Genomic DNA, 20,479 nt, shown 5'->3' with positions numbered 1-20,479 from the left:
GGGAGGATAAAAATGCGGAATCAAATTGAATTTGAGGTGTTCGGGAGATACGGTCTTTTCACAGACCCATTAACCAAGCTTGGCGGCGAAAAATTTTCATATCAGGTTCCTAGTTATGAAAGCTTAAAGGGGATTGCGGAAAGCATCTACTGGAAGCCCACCCTGATCTGGTATATAGACGAGGTTCGAGTTATGAATGTCATCCAGACGGAATCAAAGGGAATTCGCCCTATTGAATATAGCGGGGGAAATACCTTGGCTTACTATACTTATCTCAAAGACGTTCGTTATCAGGTTCGTGCGTATTTTGAATTCAATCTTCATCGCGAAGACCTCATTTATGACCGCAACGAACATAAGCACCATAATATTGCTAAACGGGCGGTCAAAGCAGGAGGACGCAGAGATATTTTTCTGGGCACGCGTGAATGCCAGGGCTACGTTGAACCCTGCGTTTTCGGCGAAGGAGCGGGGGACTACGATGAGGTTCCTGAAATTGATTTTGGTACGATGGTGCATGGGATCAGCTATCCGGATGAAACCGGTCGTAAAGAACGGGAAACCCGTCTTTGGAGAGCCAAAATGCAACACGGTATAATCAGCTTTATTCGCCCGGAGAAGTGTCCACTGATACGTAAAACAGGTGAGGGGACAGTAAAAACGTTCAGCTCTGCCAACATGCAGGATGTGGACAGTCTGTACGAAGAAATGTTCGTGGATGGGGGAAGCGAATGAACTGGCTGGCGAATTTATATAAAACGTATGAAAATCATACGAATGCTGTCGGGCAATTTGAGAAAAAGAAAAATAACCGTGAATACGCGTTGATCCCCGTATCCCATACGACACAGAGCGCTCACATAGAGGTTAATCTGGACAGGGAGGGTAACTATCTTTCTGCAAAGGTTATCGACAAAAACGAGGGGAGCACCATTATTCCATGTACGGAGGCTTCTGCTAGTCGGACAAGCGCTCCAGTTCCGTATCCACTCTTTGACAAGCTTGTCTATGTGGCAGGCGACTTTGTACAATATTGCGGTGAAGTAAAAGGAACGCCACACACAGATTATATGAAGCAATTGCGTTCCTGGTGCGAATCTCCCTATGGGCACTCGAAGGTAAAGTGCGTTCATGAATATCTGGCCAAAGGAACTCTCATAACAGATCTGATTCGGGACAAAGTTCTCTGGATTGACGCTCAGGGCAAGTTGATTGAAAAATGGACGGCAGCACTAGAAGCGGAGCGTGGGGAAAAGCCTGATATTTTCAAAGTAATCGTCTCCGATCAAAGTGCGGCTTTTATTCGCTTCGCGGTTCAGGTGCCAGGGGAGGTAGAGTCCAGATTATGGCGTGACCCATCTGTTCAGCAATCTTTTATCCAATTTTATGAGATGAGCTTAAAGGAAAAAGACTTATGTTATGTATCGGGTGAACTGTTGCCTTATGCAGACAAACATACTTCGCGTATCCGCAACTCCGCAGATAAATCCAAGCTGATTTCAGCGAATGATTCTGACGGCTTCACCTATCGGGGACGATTTCGTAGCAGCCGCAATGCGGCGACGGTCAGCTACGAAGTATCCCAGAAGGCTCACAATGCCTTGAAGTGGCTGATCGAACGTCAAGGGATTACTGTGGACGGTAGAGTTTTCCTTGTGTGGGGATTAGAAAGTCTGGACATGCCTGATCCGCTCGGTGATACGTTCAGCCTATATCAAGATGAGGATGAAGAGCCGACAGGAGGAGATAGCACTCATAAGGAATTTGCTAATCAAGTGCGCCGCGCCATCGGCGGTTATCGTTATGATGGCGATTATGCCTCCAATGTCATCATTATGGTATTGGATGCGGCGACACCGGGGCGGCTGGCAATGGTATATTACCGTGATCTGAACAAGGAGATGTTTCTGGATCGGTTACAAGCTTGGCACGAAACCTGTTACTGGCAACATCGGTATCGGAAAAGTGCAGATAACAAGAACATTACCTTTATTGGAGCACCTGCAACGAGAGATATTGCCTTTGCTGCCTATGGTCCACGAGCGAATGACAAGATCGTCAAAGGTTTAATTGAACGGATGCTTCCATGCATTATTGACGGACGAAAAATTCCGCTTGATATTGTACGTAGTGCGGTTATTCGTGCCTCGAATCCAGTGGGTCTGGATGAATGGGAGTGGGAGAAGACGCTCGGCATCACCTGTGCATTGGTGAACAAAACATTTGAGAGGGAGGGCTTTGAAGTGGCTTTAAATACCGAAAATAAAGACCGCAGCTATTTGTTTGGCAGGATGTTGGCGATTGCGGATGTGCTGGAAAGAAGGGCACTGGGTCGAGAAGAAAAACGGGCTACAAATGCGGTTCGTTATATGAATGCTTTTGCACAACGGCCTAGTCGAACCTGGATGATTATCCAGTCGAATATTCAACCCTATCAGGCAAGAATGGGAACAGATGCGGGATATTACAATCGCCTGCTGGATGAGGTAGGTGCACAGCTAGAAGCTGAGAATTTTACGGACAAACCATTAAGCGGTCTGTACCTGCTCGGATTTTACAGCCAGCGTAACGATTTGTACACGAGCAAGAAAGATAAGGAAATAGGAACTGATACCGAACAAGACCAGGAAAATAATGAACAGGGAGAGATCATATAAATGAGTGTACTTGACCATAAAATTGATTTTGCCGTTGTACTGTCAGTCCGTAATGCTAACCCGAACGGTGATCCGTTAAATGGCAATCGTCCGCGCCAAAATTATGACGGTTACGGTGAAATTTCCGATGTATGCATTAAACGAAAAATCCGTAATCGTCTACAAGATATAGGGGAATCCATTCTTGTACAATCCGATGAAAGACGTGTGGATACTTACCGCAGCATTAAAGAACGTGTAGACGCTAATGCGGAAGTACAGGAATTTGGTAAGGGCAAAAAGCAAAACAATGAGCTTTACGCCCAAGCAGCCTGCAAATCTTGGATCGATGTACGAAGTTTTGGGCAAGTATTTGCTTTTACCAAAGAGGATGTATCCCTTGGGATTCGTGGACCTGTGTCCATACATACGGCGGTTAGCCTTGCTCCTATTGATATTTCCAGTATGCAGATTACGAAGAGCGTCAATGCAGTAACCCCTAAGGACCCTAATAAAAAAAGCTCTGATACGATGGGGATGAAGCACAGGGTTGATTTTGGTGTCTATGTTTTTTATGGAAGTATAAATACACAATTGGCGGAAAAAACCGGATTTACCTATGAGGATGCGGAGAAAATTCGGGAAGCTTTGAGAACACTGTTTGAAAATGACACCTCTTCCGCACGTCCTGATGGGAGTATGGAAGTTCATCATCTGTACTGGTGGGAGCATCAATCCAAATTAGGACAATATTCTTCGGCTAAAGTCCATCGTTCACTGCAAGTTCTGCTAAAAGAAGGTGTGAGTGAAGCGAGATCTTTTGAGGATTACGTATGTACGCTTCAACCGCTGGAAGGCTTGACGGTTCAAGAGTATGCAGGGCTATAACGAAGAGGATTATTTGCTGCTATCCGGTATTCAGCATTTTAACTTTTGTAGAAGACAATGGGCGTTAATTCACATTGAGCAGCAATGGGAAGAAAACGTGCGGACGATCGAGGGGGATCATTTACACCGAAAAGCGGATCAGCCCATGATTCGTGAAAAAAGAGGAGATAAGCTCATCGTACGCGCATTACCTATACACTCCAGAGAGCTTGGTATTACTGGAATCTGTGACGTCGTAGAGTTTGTACGGGATCCTCATGGGGTTCCGCTGGCAGGGGAGGAGGTTATGTACCTTCCTTTTCCTGTTGAATACAAGCGTGGCAAGTCCAAACGAAATGATTCAGATCATTCCCAGTTAGTCGCACAAGTGATGTGTCTTGAAGAAATGCTCGTGTGTGATATTGCAAAAGGTTACTTTTATTACGATGAGATCAAGCATCGGGTAGAGGTCGTGATCACTCCGTCTGACCGTGAACGGGTGCGAGCAAGTATTCAGGAAATGCGGCATTATTTTGAGCGCAATCACACCCCAAAAGCCAAAGCGGGGCCACATTGCCAAAGCTGCTCGCTTCAACATATCTGTGTGCCGGAAATTTTAAATAAAAGATCTGTTTCCAGTTTCATTGAAAGCAGGATAGCTGAATGAAAAAATTACTGAATACGTTGTTTGTCACCTTGCCGGATACGTACTTGTCACTAGATGGGGAAAATATTGTGATTAAACAAGAAGAGGCCATTCTTGCACGCTACCCTTTGCATAACCTGGAAGCTATATGTACTTTTGGCTATGCAGGGGTAAGTCCGGGTCTGATGGGTGCTTGTGCATCACGCAATATAGATTTAACCTTTATGACGCGAACTGGACGTTTCCTGGCACGTGTGATCGGAGAGAGTCGTGGAAATGTGGTACTCCGAAAAGAACAGTATCGGATTTCCGATGATGACCAAAGAAGTGCTCTTGTAGCCAGAAATATGATTATAGGCAAGATATATAATAATAAATGGATTTTGGAGCGGGCGACAAGGGACTATCCCCTGCGTATCGACGCTGATCGAATGAAAAAGGTGACTGCTTCTTTAACAGGGGCCATGCAGCAAGTCCGTGAAGTGGAGGAGCTGGACATTTTGCGTGGTTTGGAGGGTGCGGCGGCTGTACAGTACAATTCGGTTTTTGATGAGCTGATTTTGCAGCAAAAGAAGGATTTTTACTTCCACGGACGCAATAAACGCCCGCCATTGGATAATGTCAATGCTTTATTATCCTTTGCCTACACACTTCTATCCAACGATATGAAATCTGCACTGGAAGCTGTCGGATTGGATGCTTATGTAGGTTTTCTGCATAGAGATCGTCCTGGGCGAGCTTCATTGGCATTGGATGTGATGGAAGAGCTTCGTGGAGTATATGCCGACCGTTTTGTCCTTACATTGATTAACAAAAAGTTGATTCATGGCAAAGGATTTTACAAAAAAGAAAATGGCGCTGTGATTATGGACGATGATACGAGAAAAATAGTATTGAAGGCATGGCAGGAACGCAAGCAGGAGAAGATTATTCATCCTTATTTGAATGAGAAAATGTCTTGGGGGCTTGTGCCCTATTCACAGGCTTTGCTCTTGGCTAGACATATTCGGGGAGATCTGGACGAGTACCCTCCATTTTTGTGGAAGTAGGTGTGATCTTGTTAATTCTAATTACGTATGATGTAAGCACAGTAGACAGGGAAGGCAGAAAAAGATTGGCCAAGGTTGCAAAAAAGTGTGTAGATCACGGACAAAGGGTACAAAATTCCGTGTTTGAGTGCATTTTGGATTCGACCCAGTTTCGCCGTTTGAAGTATGAATTAGAAGAATTGATAGACAAAAAAGAAGACAGCCTGCGTTTCTACAATTTAGGAGATAACTATAAAAAGAAGGTAGAGCATATGGGTGCAAAAGAAGCTTACGATATGGAAAGCCCGCTGATTCTGTAAGGTGCGAATGTGAAGCTCACATAAAAACCCCGGATCCTTCGCACCTCGAAATTTGTCGAAAAGGATTAGAATCCACTTTCTATAATAGAAGTCAAGGGTGGATTCAAACTTTTTTAGCATCGTTTTTTGCGAAAATGTATGGAATTGATATCATTAGAGTATCAATTGCTGTATTTTCGCTGTCGCACTCTGTATGGAGTGCGTGGATTGAAATCTGTAATTCCTTTACTCGCTGCTGGAGCGCATCCCGTCGCACTCTGTATGGAGTGCGTGGATTGAAATCCCCCTACTACCTATAAAGGAGAGATATACATGGTCGCACTCTGTATGGAGTGCGTGGATTGAAATTTATAAAGGCTCAACAGATTAGCGGAACTTATGTCGAGTCGCACTCTGTATGGAGTGCGTGGATTGAAATCGTTAGACCCTACAGATAGTGGAAAATTACGTTTTGGTCGCACTCTGTATGGAGTGCGTGGATTGAAATATACCATACTTTTGGTGTAAACATTGTCTACCTCCTGTCGCACTCTGTATGGAGTGCGTGGATTGAAATAGTGTTGCCTTTTTTGGAACAGGAATATTGGTGAGTCGCACTCTGTATGGAGTGCGTGGATTGAAATTTCCGATGTATGGCAGACATCTATGATGATTGTCGTCGCACTCTGTATGGAGTATGTGGATTGAAATTGAGCATTACCCTGAGCAGCGTTCCAGGCTGCACGCGTCGCACTCTGTATGGAGTGCGTGGATTGAAATGTTAAGGTCAGTCGAAGCCGTCTTTACGCCAGTCAGTCGCACTCTGTATGGAGTGCGTGGATTGAAATTGTTTCCCGTCTTGATTTGGAGGGGAAAGACCTTTTAGTCGCACTCTGTATGGAGTGCGTGGATTGAAATTACCACAACATCTTTCTTTGCTAATTCCTTTAAAGGTCGCACTCAGTAGGGAGTGTACCTTTCCACCACACACTCCTTCCATTTTAAACAAACTAGAAAACAACGAAAATCCTCTTATCTACTCAAAATATATTTTACAAATACCTTTATGATTCTTGAAAACATAAAGGTATTTGCTAATCAATGTAGAATATATATCGCTGTACTCCAATTCCAGAGAGGGGCAGATGAGGATGAAAAGGCGGGTTGCAGCAAATGGAATCAAGAGAGGCTTTTTAATAACGTTAGCATTATTACTAATGATTGCAGGGTCTTCATTGGGAATGAGTGACGCTTCCGCTGCACTATCTGAGCAGAAGGATAAGCAGGATGCGCCCGCTTTTTCCGAGGTATCCGTTCATGATCCCTCCATCGTCAAAGACGGCGATACTTATTATGTGTTTGGTTCACATATTTCGGCGGCGAAGAGCAAGGATCTTAAAAACTGGACTTCTTTTGCAAACGGTTACACAACTCCGGGAAACACGCTTTTTGGGGATTTATCGAAGAATCTCGCAGGTTCCTTTGCTTGGGCAGGGGAAAATGATTCGGACAGCAAGGGAGGATTCTCGGTCTGGGCGCCGGATGTATTTTGGAATGAGCATTATGTCAATGACGATGGGACAAAAGGGGCTTATATGATTTATTATAGTGCGTCTTCTACCTACATTCGTTCCGCGATCGGTGTTGCTGTTGCACCCCAAATCGAAGGTCCTTATCAATATGTGGATACAATTGTATATACTGGTTTCACGAAGGAGAGTGCCTACGACAAGGACAGCAAAGTGGATAAAAAATGGACCAACACGCCGATCCAACAGTTGGTTGATCAAGGCAAGCTGCAAGGTCCAAGAGCGGGATGGTTCAACGCAGATGGTTCTTACGCAAATAAAATGTTTCCGAATGCGATTGATCCAGCTATCTTTTATGATACGGAAGGGCGTTTATGGATGACATATGGATCATGGTCTGGAGGGATTTTTTTACTAGAGCTGGATAAAGCAACAGGAAAGCCTATCTATCCAGGTCGAGACGGAACGACGAAGGATGGTCGGCTGATTGATCGTTATTTTGGCACCAAAATTGCGGGCGGATATGGGGAATCAGGAGAGGGCCCTTACATTGAATACAATAAAGAGACGGGCTACTACTATTTATTTGTAACCTATGGCGGACTTGCCTTGGATGGTGGATATAACATGAGGTTATTCCGTTCCAAAAATCCGTCAGGACCTTATAAGGATGCCAAGGGACAGAACGCCGTTTTACCTGCCAACACCAAGAATGCCGCTTTTGGCAACAAGCTAATAGGTAACTTTTTGTTCAACAGTAAAATTGGTGATCCAGGCGAAGGAATTGGCTATGGCTACGTATCCTCTGGCCACAACTCTGCTTATACCGATCCTGATAACGGGCAAATGTTTGTTGTCTTTCATACCCGCTTTCCTCAGCAGGGAGAGAAGCATGAATTGCGCATACACCAGATGTTCATGAACCAGGAAGGCTGGCCTGTAGTAGCTCCTTACCGTTATGGTGGTGAGAATCTTACAGAACTGGATGAGGATCAATTCGTTGGAGATTATCAGTATATCAATCATGGCAGTGATACGTCGGCGGCGATCAAGCAAGCGCAGTTTATTCAGCTAAAAGCAGATCACACCGTCACAGGTGAGCTACAAGGAACGTGGCGTAAGGTAGGAGACGCGAGTGTTCAGCTGACGCTGGAAGGCACCGTATATGACGGAGTTTTCATTAGACAATGGGATGACTATACCAAGCAATATGTTATGACATTTACGGTTGTTTCCAAAACAGGGGAAATGGCCTGGGGGAGTCAGTTCGCTCCTTCGACGGATGCAACAGTGGTTGAAAGTGTATATGGTGAGTTGGACCTTGGTGATACAAGTCGGTTAGTAGCCAATGTATCCCTTCCAAAGCAAGGAAGTCGGCAAACCTCGATTACTTGGAAAAGTTCAGACCCGAGCGTCATTTCTGATACAGGCGAGGTTAAACGTCCTGAAATCGGAGAAAAGGCTGTATCAGCCACTCTGACCGCTACGATTTCCAAAGGGGAGAGCAGTAAGAACAAAGCCTTTAACATTACAGTATCTCCTTATGAGATGGCAACGCTGACCGCACAATTTAAATTTGAAAATAATCTTGAGGATAGTGAAGCTGCTTTTGCGAATGGTGAGGTCATCGGTGACCGGATTGATCGCGAAGGAGGAACTGTCACCTACACGGAGGGTACAAGTGGTCAAGCGGTCTTGCTGGATGGAAAATCTGGAATTAAGCTGCCCCAAGGGATTATATCCAGTTCTGCATATTCCGTGTCCCTGTGGGTTCATCCGAGTGAGCTGACGCTGTATACCCCACTTTTTTCGGAGCTATGGATAGTAATCACTGGATTAGCTTGCTGCCCAAAGGTCCCGAGGGAGACAACACGATGCTTTGGTCCGGTAGCTCGCCTTGGTATACCGGCAGCACCGGTATGAAAATCAAAACCAATGAGTGGACACATCTCGCCTTCACTGTAGACAATGGAGTATTATCCATGTACGTGAACGGCAAACCCCAGTTTGCAGGAACAGGATTTCCAGAAGTATTTACATCCAAAGCAGGAACGTTCAGCTTGGGTGTTAACTGGTGGGACCCTGCCTTTAAAGGCGCTATTGATGAGTTAAGTATATTCGCAGGGGCGCTTCCTCCATCTCAGGTGGCAGGGCTGGCCAAGGTGAAATGAACCTAGACTGATAGATATGAGAGGTTGAGAAGAAGCATCTCCAGTGAGAGATTACTGTGTATGCTTCTTCTTTTTGTGCAGCATACTCAGTGCGAATGTGAAGCTCACATGAATTCCCCGGGTCCTTCGCACCTCAGATTTTGTCGAAATTCTGTCGAATGTGAATGATTTGTGAATGCATCATAAAGGGAACATGCTTTTTTTGATGCCTTATGGTCAAAATTACGCTAAAATGAACTGAAACGGGTTTGTTTTGGCCCATTTTCGCTGTCGCACTCCATATGAGTGCGTGGATTGAAATCCGAAAATAAGACTCCAATCAAACGTTTCCCACTTAGTCGCACTCCATATGAGTGCGTGGATTGAAATTACTGTAAGTTCAGCATCGGTATAATCAGTGTCGTGTCTCAAGTATTGACATGAACATATCGTGTGGTGCCTTACGCTACACAGGCTGTCGATTGTGGAACCAATTTTTTCATAATAAACATAGTGATTTATCTTGCCGGGACGAAGTCCAAGCATTAGTAGAGAAATTATAAGAATTATATGAAGAGCTCATTCGAGACTGTACGAAAATACGGTTGGAATGGGCTTTTTATGATTGATGAAAATCTAGTAAATATGAAAATGTAGAATTACGAAGAATAATATGTCTATTATTGTCTTTTGAAGGTATAATATTTCATATTACTGGTACTTTAGGCTTGTATATTCATCTTATAGGATTTGTATGGAACTAGGTTTGAAGTCGTATTTCTTAGTGGGATATTATTTGTTGAAGAAGCAAGGGTAGGAGAACAAATCTACTAAGTCTATGAGCCAGCTCCTAATGCTGCTTAATAATCCCATGTTATTCTCTCACTATGCTTATGCAGAGGCATTTCAAGGGATCACAAGGGTACGAAGAGTTTCTCTGAAAAAATATACAGTTGGGAGATCAACATGTTTGAACACATCAATACTTTAACACTTCGAGTGGTTTTTACCGCTGAGGGCAAAGGAGAATTACCCCTCTACCTGGGTTCTACGTTACGTGGAATTATGGGTCATTGTATCCGGGAATTTGTGTGCACGCGACCTAATGTACAATGTCATAAATGTGAACTGTCGCCAGACTGTGCTTATGCTAAAAACTTTTGCTCACCAGGAAATGAAGCAGGTGCTGTAAATCCTTATGTGATTCACTCGCTTACCAGAGACAAGCTACGATGGGAACCACAGGATGAGTGCCAATTCGATATCACGCTAATTGGTGATGCAACGGAACATGCAGGTCTTTTTATTGATGCGTTACTGGATATGGAAAATAAAGGTTGGGGATCGGCTAGACTACCCTTTCGACTTCAGCAGATCATAGACCCTGAACGTCAGGCTCTGATTTGGAGTTCAAGTAAATTATGGATGAGGAATTGTCTACCACGTCCACTAAGTTGTGAGCAACGTCGTGCCCATACTGCCGTCGTCCGCTTTGATAGCCCGGTTCGCATATTGGTAAGTAAACAATTGCGCAGGCAATTAACTTTTGCGGAGATGATTCATTCTCTTACGCGGAGGATTGCGTTGCTTTCGCACGCCTATACAGGTCACATCCTGCAATGGGATGAGCAGGCGATGTTGAATGAAGCGAACAAAATTAGAACCGTTGCAGCAGATTGGAAACAGGTGGATTTTGAACGTTATTCTATGACCAGAGGGGGAAAACTGCCTCTTCCAGCCATCAAAGGCTGGGCGCAGTACGAGGGGGATTTAACACCTTTTACACCAATTCTTAAAGCTGGCGAACAACTTCATATTGGGAAAAACGCCACGATTGGATTTGGGCACTACCAGGTGAATTATAATTAGGAAGAGGGAAGCTGAAAATGAGTAAGCTAACACAAACAACAGATCAAAAAGATTCAACTGAATCGCATGTATCACCTGTAGAAACAATTCAAGCTATTACAGAAAATTATACTGATCAGGGGAAAGCGATTGTTAGTCAATTAAAGCTCAAAATCCCTAGTCATAATCTAACCACTGGGACTACTCGTGAACTAGTATGGGGCGAATTGTTTAGATCCATGATCCCCAAGAAGTTTTGTATTGACCAGGGTGTGTTTATTATTGATTCATTTGGCAACATTTCGGCGGAAGTAGATTTAGCTATTTTTGATGAACAGTACACCCCGTATATTTTTTGTTTTGGAAATATAAAGTTTATCCCCATTGAGGCAGTTGCTGTAGCAATTCAATGTAAGAGTAAATCTACTAGCGATGCTAGTGACTGGGCGAAGACGATAAAGCCACTGAAAACATCCCTTGACTCTGTCTATCGCATAATAGGTGGCTTGTGTGACAATGGACTCGAGCAATCAACGCAATTCAAGGGGCAGACCTCGACACGTCCAATCCTGATTCTTTGTACATCTGTAGAAGGTGCGAGTATTACTAAAGCTACTTATAAGGAATTTGACATCGTATTAAATGTGGGTGAGAACAATGCCCTACAAAAAACAATGAACAACGAAGATAAAGACTACAGCGAGTGGTATAAAGATTTGAATCATTACGGTCTTGAACGCTATGGGGAAGAGGAGCAGGAAAAGTATAGAAAACTTGTGGATGAGAAAGCGATCAAGCCGATGGGCAAGAAATTATCCTCATTAAAAGTGGGTGAAAAAGTGGCTGACACTGATGAAAAAGTAGAAAACGTTCTTCTGTCTCTAACCTTCCAGCTGAACCAACTACTTATGTTGATCAACAATCCCATCCCGTTTCCACATCAAGCTTATGCGACAATGTTCAACGAAAACTATGCCAAGTACAAAAAAATAGTACAGGAAAAAGAACAAAAGAAGGAACAAAAAAATAAAGAAAAGGGTGAAACGAAACGATGACAGCCTCCACACAAGGACTGCTTGCGATCTATGACATCAGTGGTATTCAGGAATATATTTTTGCCTCCAATCGACTGCGTGAAAATGTTGGGGCATCTCGTATTGTAGGGGAAATCCTGAAAAATGACTTGCCGGAAGTCATGCAAGCTGTTGCTGACCAAACCCAAGCTCAAGTGAAACTCGAATGGTATCAGAGGGTAGGAGAAGGTAAAAGAGAAGCCGAGGAATCTTTTGATATTGCACATAAGGATTCTATATTAGCGGCTGAAATTGTATATATCGGTGGGGGGAGTGCCATTGTTGCATACAGAGATCGGAATTACTTTCAACAGGTGAACGTTGAGTTTGCAAAGCGGATCATTGAGACAACATACACACTTTCTATGGCAGTGGCGCATATCGAGACTAGCTTTGGTAAATCTGATCAGTTCGGTACTGACCGAATGCGACTGGAGGGGGAGTTGGAGCGGGTTAAAGCGGGTATGCTGCGGCAACGTCCGGCGGGTGCTTTTCCCATATCCGAGCAAGAGAGCTTTGGCGGATTACCGGTCACCTCTCATGACAGGAAGAGCGGAGAAGGGATTTCAACAGTCCAGACACTAAAACGTCAGGCGGCGGATGATGAACGTCCAAAAGTGGGTGATGCTAGCAGCCACTTCAATGAAATATTCCCTTTGCCCAAAGAATTGAAAGGTTTGAAGTGGGGTTTTGAAATGAAAGATATGGTTCGCTCAACTGGAGAGGATGGTTATGTAGCCGTTGTACATATTGATGGTAACGGGATGGGGCAGCAGCTTAAGAATAAGATGGAAGTTTTGCAAAATGATAATGTTTCGTATGCACAAGCTGTTGTAGAAATGAGGAAACTTTCGTTGGAGATATCCGAGGGGTACCGTGAGAATTTCTACCGAGTCATCAAACATATTGCATGTGTTGATTCAATCTTAAAGGAAAATATGTTACCCATTCGACCCTTGATTATGGATGGTGACGATTTAACATTTATTTGCCGAGCTGATTTGGCGGTTCCGATGGCGGCGGCTTTTCTACAGGATTTGGAATCAACGAAGCTTAAGTTGGATAAACAAGATAAACGCATTTCGTTGTCTGCCTGTGCTGGAATTGCGATAGTACATAGTCACTTTCCGTTCAGCATTGCCTATGATATTGCCGAAGAATGCTGTAAAGAAGCAAAAAAGAAGAGACACAAAGAGAAGGACTGTCACCGGGAAAGTGATAGCTATTTGGACTTTCATTTGGTTCGGGGAAGCTATGTACAACAGTTGAAGGACATTCGTAACAATCTCACCTTTAAAAAAGATGAACAGTACGGTCGCCCGTATCTCGTGTCGGCTCCAAAATTATCAACAGATCCAATGGCAGCCGATTCATTTAACTTGCTGCATACATGCCTGGAACATATTCAGGGGCATAGCGATCAGGAGGCTATTTGGCCGAGTACGTGGTTGAACAGACTCTATCGTGAGTATCTTGCTAATGGGGAGAAACTGGATATTTTTATCGACGAATTGCGTTCTCGAAATCTGCATCTTAAGCAGCTTTATCAAGCTAAGGAGCAAAATTATGTTGGGCAATTGGACTATGCTGAAGAGAAACTGTCTGACCACCCACATGCGACTATTTTTGATGCACTTGAGTTGATAGATTTGTATAAGTCAGCGGTGTTTAGTTTGGACGGAGTGGGGGAGACTCAATGATACAAGCATGGTTAGAAATTACACTTCATAGTGAATTATGTGCGGCTACAGGTGATAGCATCGCTGGGATGGTGGATACAGATATAGCGACTGAAGCAGGATTGCCTATCATTCCATCCAAGCGAATTAAAGGCTGTCTACGCGCCGTTGGGCAGAATTTGCTCGATTGGGGGATAGCTGGTTCTTCTGAGATGAACGCTCTTTTTGGAACAATTGGGCAACAGCATGGTGGATTACTACAAGTTCACGACGCTCATCTCTACGAAATCCCCGACAAAGATTCAGGAGGTGACGTCGTCCGGATTGAAGATTATGACCGATTTTTAAGTCAGGCTCAAAGTAGGTCCCAACAGGAACAGCAGAATATTCTCAATGAACTAACGGAATTACGTACTCGCACTGCAATGGACCCGATTAGCGGAACAGCACAACCCCATTCATTACGTACAATACGTGTGTTGCATAAGGGGATAGTGCTCAGAAGTCAAGTTATCATTCAAGAAAGTCTTGGTAACGGTAAAGAGAGCGACAAGAAAAATCGGTCGAATAAAACTAAAAACTATGTAAAATTACTAACAGATTGTGTCAATGGCTTACGTGGAATAGGGCTAGGGAATACAAGAGGGCTAGGTGAGGTCAGTTGTCAGCTAATCTGGATCAATGAATCACATGATGAGATGCAACAAGAACAGCAAATAACACCCATTCTTTCCGGTCCTCCAGAGAAAATCACGGAACTGCCGTATACATTGCACCTGGATCAGCCGGTATTAATCCCTGGTCAAGGCGGGCTATATTACAGTAGTGCGAATTGCATTCCAGGCTCGGCTATGTTGGGGGCACTGGCAGGGATGTATATAAACCAGCAGGGGCTGGGTGGAAAAGCCCATACGAATGAAGATTTTGCACGAATCTTTCTGAATGGAGGAGTGCAGTTCGGATATGCTTTTCCAACCGTAGCTGACAGAGTATTCATTCCTTGTCCAGTTAGCTGGCAAGGTGTTAAAAACGAAGAAGCAGCTTACGATAAGGCAAATATAGCGAACTGGAACTCTAGTAATAAAAATTTGAATAATATGGAGTTTAGAGGCATTAACTCCTATGTCTATCTGGATCAACTTTCAGCAGAAGGAAATTCAGGAACTACACAATTACTGAAATACGAACCGGAAAAAGAAGTGCGTATGCATCATGCACGGCCACTTGATCGGTCATATGGACATGCACTGGGTTCTGATCATGGCCCCAATATGGGGCAATTCTATCAGTATGTAGCACTGAAAAAGGATCAATCCTTCTCAGGGACGCTTCGTGGAAATATAGCAGATTTAAATAAACTATTATCATGTATTAAGCAAAACGGTAACCAGCTTCGGCTAGGGCGCTCTCGTACAGCAGAGTATGGGAATGTCACTTTTAAGGCAGATTCTGTAGCTTCACAGCCTAATTTATTGATGTCCGTGAGTGGGCAGCGGAATCCTTTGAATTGTTTTACAATTAGTCTGCTCACTCCACTAATTCTGGCTGATGCAAGTGGGCGCGTGGAGGCGAATCCTGCTTTCTTCCTGGAAGAATTGAAGACAAGGCTTGCTCTTGACATTAAGACTACAGAACTCCAACTGAAATTTGGTACAGTCTCGGGTTACAACTCGAAATGGCGTATGCCCAAATCGCAACGTCCAATGCTGGACGTTGGTTCGGTGTTCACGATCACACTGGAAGATACACTAACGGTAGGGCCTGAACAAATTGAGCAAATACGCTGGGGAGAGTTGACCGAGGAAGGCTGTGGACAAGTTAAGGTAATAGCTGCTCCAACAGCAGCAGAAGCATGGAATGTCACTACTATTTATGCTGATGATCATCAACAAGGTGAAGGTCATTCCATACAAGACGAGCTTCAATCAGATTCTGCGTATGAAAAGCTGGAAAAGCGAATCAGCACGTATGATCGCGATTATGCAAAAGGACGGGAATGTGCTGGAAAAGTGAAAACCGAGGGGCTTGGATTGACCAAGCTTCATCAGCTACGGGACTTATTCCAAAGCTTGACCACTAAAGAAACCTTAGAGAAAGAACTCCAAAAAATGACTGCTAAAGATGTGAAGCCCCAGTATCAGGGAGTCATTGAAAATTTTCAAAAAGGAAATTTGAGTAGCAAAGCCTTTAAAGAGGGGTACTTTAGAACGCTGATATGGAAGGTGAGGGGAGAAAAGAATGAATAAGCAATCAAAGCCTACAGAGCATCTCAAACTGACGGGTAAGATTACCGAGCGATATTGCATCCAATTAACAGGTCGTCTGGGGTCCCCCTTACTTGCAGGCTCAGGTGATGACCGGAATACAGATAGTGACGTCATTGTCGATTATACGGGTCGTCCTTTCGTACCTGGAAGTGCATTAGCGGGCGCATTCCGTCATTTTTTGCAAGAGAATGTACAAGGGGCAGACAACACATCTGTTGATCAGCAGGTTCTTCATTTTCTATTCGGCGGATCTTCAGCAATATCCACTCCAACGGGTCTCACGGATGCTGGACAACAAAGCCGGTTAATTATTCATGATATGTCTCTGGAAGAAGAGTGCGCAGTGATAGGAATTCGTGATGGAGTTAAGCTTGATTCCTATAAGTCAGCAGAAGATGAAGGGAAATACGAAGTAGAAATGGTTGAAGCTGGCGCAGGCTTTATATTGCGATTGGAATGGCTGCGACGAGATACCGACAACCTTCATCTTGGACAACAGTCCGGACATGTAGATATTGCTGCATCAGTGGCCAATCTTTTAATGAAATTAATAGATGGTTTGGTAAGCGGTGATCTTACAATTGGAGCCAAAGGTCGCAGAGGATTTGGTAAATTACAGATTAACCAGGTACATATGCGCCGATTTGATTATACCGACCGAAGGCAAGCAACGAAATGGCTTGTATGGGATTGGCGACATGAGAATGCTTTTGACAAACAAACGGAAATCAAGCATTGGCAACCAGGTAGCAGTAAGCTTCCAGGTTTTGTACGTGTGGGAGAACCTGGCAATTCAAGGTACTGCAAGCTGGTGGTGCCCTTGCAAATTCGTCATACCCTTATGATTCGCAGTTATTTGACAAAAGGCTTTCAGGAAAATGGGGTTCCAGTTTTTGAGCAACTTCGTAAGCGTAGCCAAGCAGGGAATGGACAGGAGAATCCAGCAGTGATTCCTGGAACCAGTTGGATGGGTGCCATCAGAGAACGCCTTAATGTTCTGCTCGAAGAAGTGGGTGTGACAGATGGGCAAATGAGACGAGGGAAGCTGGAGCAATTATTTGGGACTCGTATCGGTGCTGAAAGAAATGACAATGGTAGAACCCATTCCAACTCTCTTATTGCATCACTCATTCGAGTAGAGGAATCCGTCGTAGCGGGTGGGCACCCACTGACCATGACGAGGAACAAAATTGATCGATTCACCGGAGGAACGGTTGAAGGTGCTTTGTTCACGTCTGTACCTTGGGTGGGTGGAGCTACAGAGCTAGTGCTACGTTGGGAAAGAACAAGCTACCTGATTTCAGATGCGGCTATTTGTGGATTACTACTGTGGATTGTACGTGACTTGGAAGAAGGCTTGCTTGCAGTCGGTGGGGAAACAGCAATTGGACGTGGATTATTTTCAAAAGATAGCACTAAACCGATTACCCTGGACGGACAGCCTTTACTAGAATCAGCATATAGCCCTTACTATCTTGCTGCCTTGAAGTGGTGTCAAGCTGAACATATAGAGCAAGGAGCGAATACATGAGTACATTAACCATCATGGAACAAAAAACCTTTGTATCTTACAAGACAGTAGAAGAAAGTAATCTTCTTGAATTGTTACAGCAGTGGTTTGTCATGCCAAGCGATACCTCAGAAACTTATGTATATGGGGTCATGAATGATCAGGTAGCTATAGGTCGGTATTATAATCAACAATTATGGATGGGTCATGCTCAGTCTTGGGACGTTAAGGAGTTAAAATCAATAGAAGATGTGAAGCAATTACGTGAGTTGAGAATTTTCAATGTGGATCAGGAGCTTCGTGCCCTTCGTGTGGGTCAACAATTCCGTTTGCGGTTGCTCCAAGACAATCATAGTCACGCTTCTGCTTCTGACGATCAGCATGATCAAGTAAATCTATCAGATCAGGCCGAGTTATCAGGTGATTTTGAACAGTCAGGCCCACAGACTTGGAGTAGCCTCGACGAGAAACATAAACTTTGGGGTTCGGCGGATGTTTCCAAATCGAAGCTCAACGACATACAAGAACACAAATGGACACCTTTAGTTGCCGCGCGGGGAACCAGGCTGTATTTTCCAGGAGAACTTAAGCAAGGTGCACAAAAAGCAGTTCAGATTCGGAATTACATTGATTTTAATCCGGTTGCTAATGGACTTGGAACCTATACGCCAATTTATCGGTTCATAGATGAACGTTTTGTTGATTTCGTTGATTGTGATTGAGAGGAGAGAAGTGAAATGAAGTCAAATCAGGGAGTAGCTCCAGAAGAGCGATTTATTAATCCCTATAATTTTGTTCCTTTAGAAGCTCAATGTGAGCGACAACCTATAAATGCCTACAAAGAGGGAAAGGAACTTTACTCGGGTTATATAGATTGCTCAATTCATCTGAAAACGCCTATATTCATTCCAAATTCTTCAGGAGAATGTGTCTTAAGTAATATGAAGAGCAAAAATGATGATAAATATGAAAAGAGCTATGATTTCTTTTCTTATGATGATTTAAGCCATTGTAAGCCAGGAGATCGAAAGGAAGTATATAGCGTACCTGTCATTCCTGGTTCAGAGATTCGTGGTGTGGTGAGAAGCGTATTTGAGGCAGCGTTTAATGGGTGTCTATCTACCATAGATACTGGGCGAGTCCTGCACCGGCGTTCAGCGGCAAATGATGTTAAAAAGCCTGGTATATTAAGATATGACACAAATCAAAAAAAATGGTTTGTTTATTCGTGTGATCGAATCATGTTGAACAGGCGGTTTGATAAACTCGGCGATAAACATAAACACGGCAAATTTATGAGCAATGAGGAATATAATGGTTATGATGAAGGTCAAAAAATTTATTTTAAAAAGTCTGATAATAAGTATGACAATAAATATTATATGCCTTATGTAGTTGATGATTTTTTTGTAGGGGAACCCACCCAGGACATGGATAATTTATGGCAGGAGGGATATTTACACAAGGGTGAACCTTTTGGAACGAAAAAGCATCACGAGTCCGTGTTTTATTTTGAAAAAGAGAGTCATAGAAAGTATAACAAGCTAACGGTAGATGAGAAGACAATATACAATTTTGAGGCTGTCCTGAATCTTTATGAGGAAAATAATAATGAAAAAAAAGAGGGTTCACCTCATACCGGATATGCAGCTTATAAAAAGCAAACGTTATCCAAAATAAAGAATAAAGAAGATATCCTTGTGTTCTATTCAGCAGCAAATGGAAATCAAGCTCAATATCTATCACCCTCTATGATCTCACAACAAGTATATTATGCAAAAATCAAAGAAATGCTGACTAAAAATGGTGGTTATGAACCGTGTGAAGATCGTCATTGTGTGTGTCCGGCTTGTGCGCTGTTCGGTATGATCCCTCCAGATGAGCAGAACACAAGGAGCCGTACAGCTAGGCAGGCTCTAGGCTCAAGAGTTAGATTTACAGATGCAACCCTATTGGAGTCGAGTCTGTTGAAAGAAAGAAAAGATTACTATCGCGGGGATATTCGTTTACCAGCGATGGGAGAACCCAAACCTGGGGCCGTGGAGTTTTATACAAAAAAACCGTCGGATTATCAAGAGGGAGCGCTATTTTGGACATATGATTATTTGGTTAAGAAGGAAGGGAAAACAAGGACACCAATAAAAGATTCAGCATTTGGTATTCGCGGACGGAAATTCTATTGGCATAGTGAGAATTGGAAACAGCACAAAGACAAATTACATGGTAAATCGACTGAATTTCTGAAAGAAAATATAAATACAAATATGACTGTCGGCGTTCGCCCTCTTAATCATGAAAAGTGTCCAGCTTTTCAATTTAAGGTGTACTATGAACATCTGACCTGGGATGAATTGAATCAATTAAAGTGGAGCCTTGATTTTAATGATTCGGCTTGTTCACACAAGATTGGGCGAGGTAAACCCTTGGGTTTTGGAAGTATACAGTTAAAAATTGAACAAGTCATGCAACGAACTATTGATTTACAAACAGGAGAATGGTTCATGAAACAATTCCCTGATACATGTCGTGAGGAGTTGCCTGAAAGTGATGCTATGAAAGATTTGAAGCTTATTACAGGCTGGGAGAGCAAACCCACGGCTACAATTTCGTATCCACAAATAAGATTGGAGAGAACGACAGAGCCTAGAGAACAGCAAAATAATGTAAATGAAGAGGCTTCACATAGATGGTTTACTGAGAACGCGAAGCATGATAAGAAAGTTCTACCCACTATACAAGAAGAAATGTCGGCTAATGAAGCATCTAATTGGCTAAAAAAGATAAAGGTAAAATAAAAGACAAAACGTAGTAAAAACGACTATAATACTAGGAGATAGTCAATATATTTCGAGGTGAGAATGTGAAGCTCACATGAAAATCCTGCGAGCTTCGCACCCCAGATTTGTCGAAAACATGTCGATTGAGGTACGCTAAATAGTCGTCGTGT

The 20,479-nt window shown here is 43.4% G+C and carries 13 protein-coding genes, 1 pseudogene and 1 CRISPR repeat array; all 14 genes and pseudogenes read left to right on the top strand.

Going from position 1 to position 20,479, the window contains the following annotated elements; all coding sequences use genetic code 11:
* Window positions 1-12: 12 nt before the first annotated feature.
* The 14 genes and pseudogenes from cas5c to QD47_RS24550 all read left to right on the top strand — a co-directional run bounded on the left by cas5c (window position 13) and on the right by QD47_RS24550 (window position 20,327).
* Window positions 13-735 carry a type I-C CRISPR-associated protein Cas5c gene (gene cas5c, locus QD47_RS24615; RefSeq protein WP_044648589.1) on the top strand — a complete coding sequence of 241 codons (723 nt, stop codon included), beginning with the start codon at window positions 13-15 and terminating at the stop codon, window positions 733-735.
* Window positions 732-2,657: a type I-C CRISPR-associated protein Cas8c/Csd1 gene (gene cas8c, locus QD47_RS24610; RefSeq protein ID WP_044648588.1), complete on the top strand. Its 1,926-nt coding sequence runs from the start codon at window positions 732-734 to the stop codon at window positions 2,655-2,657. Before cas5c ends, cas8c begins: the two co-directional genes overlap by 4 nt.
* Entirely contained in the window at window positions 2,658-3,524 is an 867-nt protein-coding gene (gene cas7c, locus QD47_RS24605) for a type I-C CRISPR-associated protein Cas7/Csd2 (protein WP_044648587.1), read from the top strand.
* A complete protein-coding gene (gene cas4, locus QD47_RS24600) occupies window positions 3,511-4,170 on the top strand; it encodes a CRISPR-associated protein Cas4 (protein WP_044648586.1) in 660 nt (219 codons plus the stop codon). Before cas7c ends, cas4 begins: the two co-directional genes overlap by 14 nt.
* Entirely contained in the window at window positions 4,167-5,198 is a 1,032-nt protein-coding gene (gene cas1c / locus QD47_RS24595; RefSeq protein ID WP_044648585.1) for a type I-C CRISPR-associated endonuclease Cas1c, read from the top strand. The genes cas4 and cas1c overlap by 4 nt, the downstream gene beginning before the upstream one ends.
* An 8-nt stretch (window positions 5,199-5,206) precedes the next feature.
* Window positions 5,207-5,497 carry a CRISPR-associated endonuclease Cas2 gene (cas2, locus tag QD47_RS24590; protein ID WP_014281197.1) on the top strand — a complete coding sequence of 97 codons (291 nt, stop codon included), beginning with the start codon at window positions 5,207-5,209 and terminating at the stop codon, window positions 5,495-5,497.
* A gap of 181 nt (window positions 5,498-5,678) precedes the next feature.
* Window positions 5,679-6,394: a CRISPR direct-repeat array (repeat unit 33 nt; unit sequence GTCGCACTCTGTATGGAGTGCGTGGATTGAAAT).
* A gap of 233 nt (window positions 6,395-6,627) precedes the next feature.
* Window positions 6,628-9,176: pseudogene (locus QD47_RS24585) on the top strand (LamG-like jellyroll fold domain-containing protein).
* Between the two features lie 945 nt (window positions 9,177-10,121).
* The gene (gene cas6 / locus QD47_RS24580; protein WP_044648584.1) at window positions 10,122-11,024 is read left to right on the top strand and encodes a CRISPR system precrRNA processing endoribonuclease RAMP protein Cas6; all 903 of its coding nucleotides are present in this window, start codon (window positions 10,122-10,124) and stop codon (window positions 11,022-11,024) included.
* Window positions 11,025-11,041: 17 nt separating this feature from the next.
* Complete coding sequence (locus tag QD47_RS24575; protein ID WP_044648583.1) at window positions 11,042-12,058, top strand: DUF6602 domain-containing protein; 1,017 nt, start codon at window positions 11,042-11,044, stop codon at window positions 12,056-12,058.
* Window positions 12,055-13,776 (top strand): Cas10/Cmr2 second palm domain-containing protein, encoded by a 1,722-nt coding sequence (locus tag QD47_RS24570; protein ID WP_044648582.1) that lies wholly within the window; start codon window positions 12,055-12,057, stop codon window positions 13,774-13,776. The genes QD47_RS24575 and QD47_RS24570 overlap by 4 nt, the downstream gene beginning before the upstream one ends.
* A complete protein-coding gene (locus QD47_RS24565) occupies window positions 13,773-16,001 on the top strand; it encodes an RAMP superfamily CRISPR-associated protein (RefSeq protein WP_044648581.1) in 2,229 nt (742 codons plus the stop codon). Before QD47_RS24570 ends, QD47_RS24565 begins: the two co-directional genes overlap by 4 nt.
* On the top strand, window positions 15,994-17,553 hold the full coding sequence (locus tag QD47_RS24560; protein WP_044648580.1) for an RAMP superfamily CRISPR-associated protein: 1,560 nt from the start codon (window positions 15,994-15,996) through the stop codon (window positions 17,551-17,553). Before QD47_RS24565 ends, QD47_RS24560 begins: the two co-directional genes overlap by 8 nt.
* The gene (csx19, locus tag QD47_RS24555; RefSeq protein ID WP_044648579.1) at window positions 17,550-18,254 is read left to right on the top strand and encodes a type III-D CRISPR-associated protein Csx19; all 705 of its coding nucleotides are present in this window, start codon (window positions 17,550-17,552) and stop codon (window positions 18,252-18,254) included. The genes QD47_RS24560 and csx19 overlap by 4 nt, the downstream gene beginning before the upstream one ends.
* A 15-nt stretch (window positions 18,255-18,269) precedes the next feature.
* Window positions 18,270-20,327 carry a TIGR03986 family type III CRISPR-associated RAMP protein gene (locus QD47_RS24550; protein WP_044648578.1) on the top strand — a complete coding sequence of 686 codons (2,058 nt, stop codon included), beginning with the start codon at window positions 18,270-18,272 and terminating at the stop codon, window positions 20,325-20,327.
* The last annotated feature ends 152 nt before the right edge of the window (window positions 20,328-20,479 follow it).

Origin of the sequence: Paenibacillus terrae (assembly GCF_000943545.1) — a bacterium.
In the GTDB taxonomy this organism is placed as follows: Bacteria; Bacillota; Bacilli; order Paenibacillales; family Paenibacillaceae; genus Paenibacillus; species Paenibacillus terrae_A.
Note: the sequence above shows the minus strand (reverse complement) of the source record. Positions and strands in the feature narration are given on the sequence as shown.

What these genes read in the sequence shown, in the direction of transcription:
- cas5c (WP_044648589.1), top strand. Translation starts at nt 13, where the DNA reads ATGCGGAATCAAATTGAATTTGAGGTGTTCGGGAGATACGGTCTTTTC.
- cas8c (WP_044648588.1), top strand. Translation starts at nt 732, where the DNA reads ATGAACTGGCTGGCGAATTTATATAAAACGTATGAAAATCATACGAAT.
- cas7c (WP_044648587.1), top strand. Translation starts at nt 2,658, where the DNA reads ATGAGTGTACTTGACCATAAAATTGATTTTGCCGTTGTACTGTCAGTC.
- cas4 (WP_044648586.1), top strand. Translation starts at nt 3,511, where the DNA reads ATGCAGGGCTATAACGAAGAGGATTATTTGCTGCTATCCGGTATTCAG.
- cas1c (WP_044648585.1), top strand. Translation starts at nt 4,167, where the DNA reads ATGAAAAAATTACTGAATACGTTGTTTGTCACCTTGCCGGATACGTAC.
- cas6 (WP_044648584.1), top strand. Translation starts at nt 10,122, where the DNA reads ATGTTTGAACACATCAATACTTTAACACTTCGAGTGGTTTTTACCGCT.
- QD47_RS24575 (WP_044648583.1), top strand. Translation starts at nt 11,042, where the DNA reads ATGAGTAAGCTAACACAAACAACAGATCAAAAAGATTCAACTGAATCG.
- QD47_RS24570 (WP_044648582.1), top strand. Translation starts at nt 12,055, where the DNA reads ATGACAGCCTCCACACAAGGACTGCTTGCGATCTATGACATCAGTGGT.
- QD47_RS24565 (WP_044648581.1), top strand. Translation starts at nt 13,773, where the DNA reads ATGATACAAGCATGGTTAGAAATTACACTTCATAGTGAATTATGTGCG.
- QD47_RS24560 (WP_044648580.1), top strand. Translation starts at nt 15,994, where the DNA reads ATGAATAAGCAATCAAAGCCTACAGAGCATCTCAAACTGACGGGTAAG.
- csx19 (WP_044648579.1), top strand. Translation starts at nt 17,550, where the DNA reads ATGAGTACATTAACCATCATGGAACAAAAAACCTTTGTATCTTACAAG.
- QD47_RS24550 (WP_044648578.1), top strand. Translation starts at nt 18,270, where the DNA reads ATGAAGTCAAATCAGGGAGTAGCTCCAGAAGAGCGATTTATTAATCCC.